The 2,013-nt window shown below is 47.6% G+C and carries 3 protein-coding genes; all 3 read left to right on the top strand.

The window, feature by feature from the left end:
* The coding region (locus IQ257_RS29450) for an rRNA adenine N-6-methyltransferase family protein (RefSeq protein WP_416207943.1) at positions 1–206 on the top strand (206 nt) is incomplete at its 5' end.
* A gap of 25 nt (positions 207–231) precedes the next feature.
* Entirely contained in the window at positions 232–1,185 is a 954-nt protein-coding gene (ispE, locus tag IQ257_RS29445) for a 4-(cytidine 5'-diphospho)-2-C-methyl-D-erythritol kinase (RefSeq protein ID WP_193882729.1), read from the top strand.
* A 98-nt stretch (positions 1,186–1,283) separates the two neighbouring features.
* Positions 1,284–1,979, top strand: coding sequence for a potassium channel family protein (locus tag IQ257_RS29440; protein ID WP_193882732.1), 696 nt, complete (start codon positions 1,284–1,286; stop codon positions 1,977–1,979).
* Positions 1,980–2,013 lie beyond the last annotated feature (34 nt).

Here is a 2,013-nt window from a genome sequence, read left to right as displayed (position 1 = left end):
CATCAAACCCCCAGCAATTAGAAACACTCGTTAAACTAGGTTTTGCCAGCAAGCGGAAAATGTTGCGAAATAATTTGAAATCCGTAGTAGAAAGCGATCGCCTTACCCCTTTACTGGAAAAATTAGAGATAAATCCTCAAGCTCGTGCCGAAGACCTCAGCGTCACCCAATGGATAGCTCTCGCCAATCATTTATCATTCCCTTGATAATTTATACTTCATAATTCATAAAATGCGCTCTTACTCCCTGATTGCCCCTGCCAAGATTAATTTGTACCTAGAAATTCTCAGCGATCGCTCAGACGGATATCACGAACTGGCAATGATCCTCCAAAGCATAGAATTAGGCGACCTCATTGAGCTGCGTGCTAGTAGTACCCAAACCATCCACATTCACTGCGATAATCCCCTAGTGCCCCCCAACCAAGGCAATCTGGCATACCGAGCCGCAGAATTGATGATCGAACAGTTTCCCGGTCGCTTTGCCCAGTTTGGTGGTGTAGAAATTACAATCAAAAAGCAGATTCCTGTAGCTGCCGGATTAGCAGGGGGTTCTACAGATGCTGCCGCTGTCTTAGTAGGATTGGATATGATATGGCAGTTGGGCTTAACCCAACCGGAATTGCAAGAACTGGCATCACAACTTGGCTCAGATGTGCCGTTTTGCATAGCAGGTGGCACAGCGCTCGCTACGAGACGAGGAGAAGTGCTTTCTCCCTTACCCGATCTAGATTCACTTTATGTAGTACTGGCAAAACACCGCAACCTTTCGGTTTCAACGGCTTGGGCTTATCAGACGTACCGCGATCAGTTTAGCGACTCCTATATTCGTGATGTCGATACGTTGGAGTCCCGCACCCATCGCGTCCATTCCGGTTCGATGGTACAGGCAATTACGAATAAAGATAGCTCACAGATCGGTCAGCGGCTGTACAACGATTTAGAGAAAGTGGTGCTGCCGAACTACCCCGAAGTATTGCAACTGCGAGATGCGTTTCGCGTTAGTGGTGTACTGGGTACAATGATGTCAGGTTCAGGTCCGACGGTGTTTGCTCTCTGCGAGTCAGAGGTGCAAGCCCAAGAGGTTCAGCAGCAAGTCAGGGCAGCCATTCTCGATCCTGAGTTGGAGTTTTGGGTGACGAGGTTCTCGAATCACGGCATCCAGATTGTTTCTTCTGTTAGCTAGAGTTAAAACTTCTCTCAACGATATAAAGTAGAAACGAAGAATTGCGTTCTGGGCAGTTCCCCTACTCAGCAATGCACAGATCGAATGAAGGAAAACGAGTGAATTGGTCATCTTTAGGATTGTTTCGCAATCTGCGCCGAGAAAATAAGCAATTTGCAGTCATTGGTTTAGGGCGTTTTGGTCGCAGCGTTTGTTCAACCTTGCACCATCTCGGCTACGAAGTCTTGGGAACTGATATTGATAAAAGACTAGTGGATGGCGCTTTAACCGCTCAGATTGTTGCTCATGCAGTACAGCTAGACTCCACTGAACCAGCAGCGCTAAAAGAAGCGGGCATTTTTGAACTAGATACAGTCATTATTGCCATTGGTAACTATTTGCAAGAAAGTATTATTACCACGCTAAATGTGAAAGAGGCGGGTGTCTCCTATGTTGTTGCCAAAGCTTCTTCTGAGGTTCACGGCAAGCTGTTGCAGCGAGTAGGAGCCGATCGTGTAGTTTATCCAGAACATGAAGCCGGTTCTGCCTTAGCGCGATCGCTCACTCAACCCTCTGTCTTAGAGCGGTTTGAGTTAGACCCCCATCACAGTATTGTGGAAGTAGCAGTGCCAGAAGAATTTCATGGCAAAACGGTTATGGAACTGCAATTACGCAACCGCTACGGGATGAGCCTGCTGGCGATCGGTAAAGACGATCACTTTGAGATTAACCCCAACCCCAGCACCCGCCTGTTGAAAGGTTCAATTATGGTGGTGATTGGCTCCAACCCAGACATTGATCGTCTGCCGATTTAATAGGGCGAGGGAACGGGGAGGAAGGTGGAGAAGG

This window comes from Coleofasciculus sp. LEGE 07092, assembly GCF_015207375.1.
In the GTDB taxonomy this organism is placed as follows: Bacteria; Cyanobacteriota; Cyanobacteriia; order Cyanobacteriales; family Coleofasciculaceae; genus LEGE-07092.
The sequence above is the reverse complement of the archived record's forward strand: the minus strand, read 5'-3'. Positions and strand labels throughout refer to the sequence as shown.